Source organism: Olivibacter sp. CPCC 100613, from assembly GCF_036959255.1.
Lineage (GTDB): Bacteria > Bacteroidota > Bacteroidia > Sphingobacteriales > Sphingobacteriaceae > Olivibacter.
The window spans coordinates 92,940-100,825 of the sequence record NZ_JAWMTI010000013.1; the positions used below are offsets into that span (position 1 = coordinate 92,940).

Consider the following 7,886-nt stretch of genomic DNA (forward strand, 5'->3'; position numbering starts at 1 on the left):
AACCGCAGTTAAACGCAATCGATTGTGTTTCCTGTAAAAAAATTAGTCAATCGATTGCGTTTTCAAATCGTTTGGGAAAGTGTAGCCTTAACACTAGTTTCATCCCCATCAAATACTAACTATAATGAACAGATTATGTGTAAAGGATCCTATTTTTCCCCACCGCTAAGACATAGAACTCCTGATTTCAATAGAAATTAACAAGAATTAATATAACCAATCACAACATGAACAAAAATTCAAGAAGGCATAAGGACCTCCAATCCTTATGTAAAAAATTCGTTTTGGCAGGTGCGATGGTTACTTGGCAGTTTGCAGCTGTAGCCAAGGCTATCGATCGTGCACAAGCTCCTATGAACCAACTGCAAACAGAAGTGGAAGTCAGTGGAAAGGTTGTTGATGCCCAGGGCCCCTTGCCTGGCTTAACCATAAGTGTTAAGGGCAATCCGAAAATCGGGGTCAGCACCGATACCAATGGCATGTATCGTATTAAAGTACCAGCGAACAGTATCTTGGTCTTCCAAATGATCGGTTTTCAAACACAGGAGGTTTCCGTAAGTGGTCGACCAACCATTAGCGTCACAATGGAAGCCGACAACACGGATCTGGATGAAGTAGTCGTAGTCGCCTACGGAACCCAAAAGAAGGCAAATCTTACAGGTGCAGTCGCTACCATTAGCAATAAGCAGCTCATTAATCGCCCGGTTTCTTCTACCCAAAATGCTTTACAAGGATTGACACCGGGAGTTACTGTATTGCAACGCCCGGGGGATGTCAGTCGCTCATCAAGCGGGACAGCCAATAATACAGGTGGTGTAACTATACGTGGCCGGAGTAACCTAGGCACACCGTCTCCTATGTATATTATTGATGGAATCCCCGCCACAGCCCAAGAGTTTGCCAGCTTAAATGCCAATGATATCGATAATATGTCCGTCTTAAAAGATGCCGCTTCTGCAGCACTTTATGGCTCCAGGGCCGCAAATGGGGTGATCGTCGTGACCACAAAACGAGGGGGCGGTGAACGGGCAACCATCAGCTTAAATGGAACCTATGGCTGGCAGTCTGCCACACGTTTGCCTCATTTTACCAACTCTACAGATTATGCTGCGCTTTATAATGAAGCGATGCGCAATGCCGGTCGTGCCGAACTGTTCTCAGCCGAACAAATTCAAAAGTTTGCTGATGGTTCTGATCCTGACCTCTATCCGAACACCGATTGGTATAAAGCCGTTTTACGCAACACAGCACCACAAAGCGATGTTAATTTAAACATTAGCGCACCGGGTAAAATCACCGACTATTACTTAGGCTTATCCCATTTAAAACAAGAATCGTTGATTCCAAATAAAGATCAGCAGCGTATCGTTGCTAAGCTGAATACGACGAGTAAAATTCTTCCGGATTTGCTAACCATCGGGACCAATTTCTCCTTCATTAAGCAGGACTATAATCGTGACGGAGCCGACATGAGCTGGACCGAGTTAAACCGATCCTTACCAACGGCTGTACTACGTCAATCAAATGGCAATTGGGGCTCCATCAATGCAGGGGTGGCCAACGCCGACGTCGCTAAAAGGAACCAATTGCGACGTATAGAGGAAGGTGGTAGTGCCTGGGATCGCGACAATTACTTGCAGACAGCAGCGAACGCCACCTTAACACCCCTAAAGGGCTTATCCATTAATGGCTTAGTGTCTCTAAAATATACGAACTCGAATTCTTGGTCTTTTAATAGCCTGATCGATCCGATTCCAAACTTTCTTACCGGTGAGTTGATGACAGCAACAGCATTTACACCGAATGAAATGAAAGAATACTGGCGTAAGCGTCAAGAAGTACTGGCACAAGGAACGGTTGACTATGAACGTACTTTCGGACAACATTTCGCGAAGGCAACCCTTGGCGCGTCGCAAGAAAGCAATGTGTTCCGACAAGCTTTTGTAGGTAGAAAAAATTTTCCCAACGATGATATGACTACCGTAGGAAGCGGTTCAACAAACCCTTCTGACATTAGTTCAGATGATGAGGGACAAGCAAATCGCAGCACACAAGAAGAATGGGCAATGCGCTCCTTATTTGGTCGTTTAAACTATTCATATAAAGACAAATACCTGCTCGAGGCCAACATTCGCATCGACTATTCTTCGCGCTTCCGAGAAGATCTTCGCCGTGCGGTGTTCCCTTCTTTCTCAGCAGGATGGCGTATTTCGGAAGAAAACTTCTTGAAAGATATCGACTGGATCGATAATTTAAAACTTCGTGGTTCTTGGGGCTCTTTAGGCAATCAGGATGTAGTTGCTATTGGGAATTACTTTGAGTTGATCAATACCGGTTATGCGTATAGTTTTGAAGGCACGCCCTTGGACGGTGCTTGGCAAGGTCAAGGAACAAACGCCTTAGCGCTTTGGGAAAAAGTTTATATGACCGATATCGGTTTAGATTTTACCCTCTTCAAAGGAAAATTAGACATAACAGCCGATTATTATATCAAAAACACGAAGGGAATCTTGATGCGGCAAGCAACGCTTAAGACCTATGGGTTTAAGGATGAGGACCCGGGAAATGGAATTCCTTTTGTTAACGCTGCCGAAACACGCAATCGTGGTATAGAGGTCGTTGTTACGCATAACAACACAATAGGTGAAGATTTTCGTTACAGCATCAGTGCCAACTTATCAAAAATCAACAATGAAATTATCAGCTTGGGTAATTCTGAAGAACGTTTTAGCAGTTACTTTATCGAACGTGTAGGTGAATCCGTTGGTTCGATTTATGGGTATATCGCGGACGGTCTGTTTGTTGATCAAGCCGATGTGGATGGACATGCCTTTCAGAGCAACAATACTAAACCCGGGGATATTAAATACCGTGATTTAAATGGCGACAACACAATCAATGCGGACGATCGTGCCATTATCGGAAATGATGTCCCCTGGTTCAACTATGGTTTCAACTTAGCAGCGGCTTACAAAGGTGTCGACTTAAGTGTTATTACTTATGGTGTACCTAATGTACAAACCTACCTTGAAAATGAAGCATCTTTTCCATTTTTTAATGGTGCAGGCATCAAAGAGGAATTAAAAAATCGTTGGACACCGGAGAATCCAAACGCCAATGCAGACTTTCCTCGCCTGTTAACATCGGCTGACGGCAATCACAATTATAATAATCGCTCTTCTTTTTGGGTGTTCAGCGGCGCTTATTTTCGGGTTCGTGCCATCACTTTAGGCTATACCTTCCCAGAGGCCCTTAGTAAAAAAGCAGGCATGTCCAATCTACGGATTTATGCCTCCGCTAATAATCCATTTACGATTATGGGTGATAAACGACTGGCGGATTACGATCCCGAAATTGCCTCTGGCCGTGGTGGTTACCCAGGCATTAAAACATGGTCATTAGGTTTAAACGCAAGATTCTAACATAAATTCACGATGAAACGCAATACAAAAACATATATTATTGCCGCACTATCCTTTCTGTTGGCGATGGGCTGTAGCAAAGATTTTCTGGAAAGACCGCCGCTTAATCAAATTTCTCAAGAGACATTCTGGAAAAAGGAAAACGATGTCTACCAAGCGGTGAACGGTGTTTACAACAAACTCTCGGGTGACGGTATCATATACGACGATGGGGCCTCTGACAATGCACACGCACAATATCCGTGGGAAAGTTTTGCTACGGAATTATCTTCCGGAAATGTCACCACTGCGCTAACGGGTAGCTGGAACTTTGAAGATATTCGTCGTTGTAATTATTTTCTCGAAAATGCGGACAAAGCAGCGGAAATCATGGACGCGGCTTTATTAACCCGTTATAAAGCAGAAGTACGCTTTTTACGTGCTTATTTCTATACTTTATTAATGAATAAATACGGAGCGGTTCCTATCATCGCAAAAACATTGTCGCTCGACGAAGTAAACATTCCGCGAAATCCCCACACAGAAGTCGTAAAATTTGTCATTGATGAACTACAAGCCATTAAAGACAGCTTACCTGTCAGTTATTCAGGTGGTAAACCAAACGAAAAAGGGCGAGCAACCAAAGGGGCCGCGCTTTCTTTATTGGCGCGTGTGCAATTAAACGAGGGGCAATGGCAAGCGGCAGTCGACGCCGCAGAGGAAGTAATGGGTTTGGGCTATTCTTTATTCAGGGTAAATGCGGAGGCAACCGTTGACGTCGCTGATGATTACAGTCAATGGATTAATTTCCGTGATACCGCCGACGAACAAAAATTTCGATTAGCACTCCGAAGCTATGAAGGTCTTTTCCGCCAATTGAACGAGGGTAACAGTGAAGTGATATTAGATCGTCAATACATCGAACAAGTGGATGCAAACTCACTGAATACTTATCTCCCTTCGGGTGACATGGGTGGTTGGAGTTCGGTTACACCAACGCAATCGCTGGTGGACGCTTATGATAACTACCAGAGCGGAGAACCCATTACACCAGTCGACCCTGTACGGCGAGCTGAATGGTATAAAAACAATGATCCACAATTTGCGAACGAATACAAAAACCGTGACCCTCGTTTCTATGCGACTGTCTTGTTCAATGGCGCTCCTTGGAATGCCTTTTCGAGTGGTTTTAAATTCAAATGGACACCGGGCGCATCAAATATGTCGCAAACAGGCTACAACTTCCGCAAATTGGTAGATCCCGCTTTTTACCAAGAACCAATTATCGATAATCATGCGAACGTGATATTAATACGGTATGCAGAAATGCTCTTAACTTATGCGGAAGCAAAGAATGAATTAAGCGGACCGGATGCAACCGTGTATGCGGCCCTAAATCAAATCAGGGAACGTGCGGGTATGCCTTCTGTAGACCAAACGAAGTATGCCTCACAAGAAGCCTTACGCCAACTGATCAGACGGGAGCGCCGTGTAGAACTAGCACTGGAAGGGCAACGCTACATGGACATCAGAAGATGGAAAATCGCGCCACAGGTGATGATGAACATCAATGATGTACGCAATACCTTGGCACAAGCGCGATCTTGGGATGACAAACTATATCTACTACCCGTTCCCCAAACTCAAATCGATTTATCACAAGGTATATTAACACAAAACCCCGGCTATTAAAATTGTCGTAGCTGATCGTCGTTAAAAAGCAAAAGCCCGAGTCGTGCACTCGGGCTTTTTAAATGTATTAAAAATCACGTAACGTTAATTTGTACTTTTTACCCGCAACCAAGTCAATATTTCTTGATTTACCTTGATAAACAAACGCTTTAGGCCCCGTTTGATCAGCTGTGATTTCTGCCGCTTTTAGTTGTCCTGCCTCCCACTTCAGGTTGACTGTAAAGCCACCTCGTGCACGCAAACCTTTTACCTCTCCTGTCGGCCAGCTCGTTGGGAGGGCGGGTAACAATTCAATTTCTCCTGTCTGTGATTGCATCAGCATTTCGGCGACTCCTGCCGTGGCCCCCATGTTACCGTCAAGTTGAAACGGGGGATGTGCATCCAGCAAATTCGCATAAGAACCGGAACCATCCCCTTCATAATTCACCGTTCCTGTACCCGCTTTTATTGCACCTGCTGGTTTAATAACCATTTTGTATAATTTCAACGCACGATCTCCGTCCTTCAGCCTTGCCCAAAAATTCACTTTCCAACCCAAGGACCAACCTGTTGCTTCATCTCCTCGCGCTTCCAGGCCTACTTTGGCAGCCTCTGCCAGTTCAGGCGTTTTTAAGGGAGATATTTGCCGCCCTGGATGCAAAGCAAAAAGATGGGATACATGCCGATGTTTATTATGAGGATCGTCCACATCTTCCTTCCACTCCTGTAATTGCCCCCATCGCCCAACCTGTGGCGGTAAAATACGGTCTCGAATACGTCGCGCCGTGTCGGCGAAAGACTGGTCTCCTAAAACGGTAGCAGCTTCAAATGAATTGTTTAATATATCCCAGGCAATTTGATGATCCATCGAAGCACCCCCCGAAATACCGCCATGTTCCGGTGAATAGGAAGGGGAAGATACCAAATGGTCTTCGGCATCAGGTGTTAGATAATCAATCCAGAATCGGGCGGCTTCCTGCATAATAGGGTAAGCGCGATTGCGCAAGTATGCTTTATCTGGATTAAAGGCATAATGTTCCCATACATGTTGAGTTAACCAAGCAGCACCCGCCGGATAAAAGCCCCAAGGCAATCCCCAGTTTACCGCTGTGTAACCAAAAGCATTATTCATTGTGTTCACAACCCAACCTCTTGTATGGAAGAAATCGTGGGCACTCTTTTTCCCTGGTTCTACCAAGCTTTCGATATAGTCAATTAAAGGCTCATGGCACTCCGCGAGATTGGTTAGCTCAGCAGGCCAATACAGCATTTGCTCGTTAATATTGGTGTGGTAATCCGCAGCCCAGGGAGGGTTAACACTGTTGTTCCACTTTCCTTGTAAATGCATCGGCATAGTGCCCGGTCTTGATGCAGCAATCATCAAATAGCGCCCATATTGAAAATAAAGCTGCTCTAATCCTACATCTTCTCCTCCTTCAAAAAATAACTGTTGTCGTTTATCAGTGGGTAGGTGATCGGCTGAATGACCGGACAAGTGAAAAGAAACCCGATTGAAAAGCCGCTGATAATCTTCTTGATGCGCTTGAAATAACTGTTTATCATTTATTCCTTTGGTCGCATCCAAACGTCTTTTGACAATATTCCTAAAGTCATTACCGGTATAGTTCGGATACCGCATTTGATAGGCAGTAGCCGCCGTATGAATAATAAGCAATGATTTAGCTCCCTCAACCGAAACCGTTCCGTCCGCGTATTTTACGTTGCCATCGGTTACAAGTTGATAGGCTGTCTCGAAGGCTAACTTATTGTTCGGTACATTTCCTACACAAGAATAACGTAAATCTTCAAAACTTTCCTTCTCTTTATGTTGTGGTGTGTTAAAATGAAGCACATAGCGTTCCGCTTTATCAGACGTGAACTTGTAGACCATGACGCCTTGTGGATAACTGCCAAAAAAACAACGGTAATACGCATTTCCTTTGATGCTATAAGATACTTGCCCAATTGCTTTTTGTAGGTCCAATTCCCGTCGATAACCCTCTACCGGTACCTGGCCGTGTCCTATCTTAATGAATAAATCGCCCATGGTTTGCTGCGCTCCATAGTCACCCCAATCCGTACTGTCACCGGGTTGCTTAGCTGGCGCCACGCCCGTCATATGCTTCTCCACCAGTTCGTTTGCCTCTTCTAATTTCCCTTGCTTAATCAGTTCTCTCACTTTTCCGAGGTATTTCCACGCATCTGGCCGGTTTCCAAAATTATATGCAGGATTCGCTCCCGGACCACCCGACCATAGAGACCCCTCTGAAAATTGAATCTGCTCTTCCCCGATCCCACCGAAGAACATGGCGCCTATGTATCCATTCCCAATGGGTAGGGCTTCCCGCATCCAATCGGTAGCGGGCTTATCGTACCATAGTTTAAGCGTGCGCTGTTGAGAAAAGGTTGATTTTACGCCTAGTAAAACACTGAAACATACGAATACAACTGTTTTATATCTTGCCAACATCATAAATTTAGTTTAACTACATAGATAGCATAATCTGCCGGCAAAGCAAACAGTTATATCGGCAATTTATTCAGCTATTTTCGCCTTTAACATACAGATGAAGGTGTTTATATTAAAAGAAGGTTTTTCTTAATCAACTTTTTTCATCATTAGTTCGTTTCAAAGGCATTCAAGCTTTCCCTACGGGAAGGTTCTTGATAAAATTTATTTAACTTTTGGCTTGAGTGGCTGTTGCACAACTCACCTCCGTTGATAACTTCTTTTGATGAGGTTATTGAATAATGTTAAATTAGGTCATGCAAGGAAGGAAGACATATCAGGAAAAACTGTTCATCCATTTTCAA

3 protein-coding genes are annotated in these 7,886 nt (G+C 44.3%); 2 read left to right on the forward strand and 1 reads right to left on the reverse strand.

The window, feature by feature from the left end; all coding sequences use genetic code 11:
• The first annotated feature begins 227 nt into the window (after nucleotides 1-227).
• Together RYH73_RS25390 and RYH73_RS25395 are read left to right on the forward strand one after the other, a co-directional pair.
• Nucleotides 228-3,422 (forward strand): SusC/RagA family TonB-linked outer membrane protein, encoded by a 3,195-nt coding sequence (locus tag RYH73_RS25390; protein ID WP_335316237.1) that lies wholly within the window; start codon nucleotides 228-230, stop codon nucleotides 3,420-3,422.
• Between the two features lie 12 nt (nucleotides 3,423-3,434).
• Nucleotides 3,435-5,093: a RagB/SusD family nutrient uptake outer membrane protein gene (locus RYH73_RS25395; protein ID WP_335316238.1), complete on the forward strand. Its 1,659-nt coding sequence runs from the start codon at nucleotides 3,435-3,437 to the stop codon at nucleotides 5,091-5,093.
• Nucleotides 5,094-5,160: 67 nt separating this feature from the next.
• Here RYH73_RS25395 and RYH73_RS25400 read toward each other — a convergent pair whose 3' ends face one another.
• Nucleotides 5,161-7,545: a glycoside hydrolase family 95 protein gene (locus RYH73_RS25400; protein WP_335316239.1), complete on the reverse strand. Its 2,385-nt coding sequence runs from the start codon at nucleotides 7,543-7,545 to the stop codon at nucleotides 5,161-5,163.
• Nucleotides 7,546-7,886 lie beyond the last annotated feature (341 nt).